The organism is Pseudomonas sp. PME37.24/025 (assembly GCF_055556615.1).
This window is the reverse complement of the sequence record NZ_JBVHNK010000473.1, coordinates 1-237: the sequence shown is the minus strand read 5'-3', so window position 1 is coordinate 237 and position 237 is coordinate 1. Positions and strand designations below refer to the sequence as shown.

Genomic DNA, 237 nt, shown 5'->3' with positions numbered 1-237 from the left:
ACCGAGCGCCGCGCGCATGCACGTCACATCCAGCCGATCTTCCAGGACCCGTATTCGTCGCTCAATCCGCGCAAGACCGTGGGCGAGATCGTCGGCTTGCCGCTGAAGCTGCATGGCATCGGCAATGCGGCCGAGCGCAATCGCCAGGTGCGCCAGATCCTCGATCTGGTGGGCATGCCGGAGCGCACCCACACGCAATATCCCAACCAGCTCTCCGGCGGCCAGCGGCAGCGGGTG

Annotated in this window: 1 protein-coding gene; it reads left to right on the top strand. The window is 66.7% G+C overall.

The genetic code is table 11. The features are described from left to right. Positions 1–237, top strand: a 237-nt coding sequence (locus ACZ3HH_RS31125; protein ID WP_465810580.1) for an ATP-binding cassette domain-containing protein, incomplete at both ends; no start/stop codon positions are given.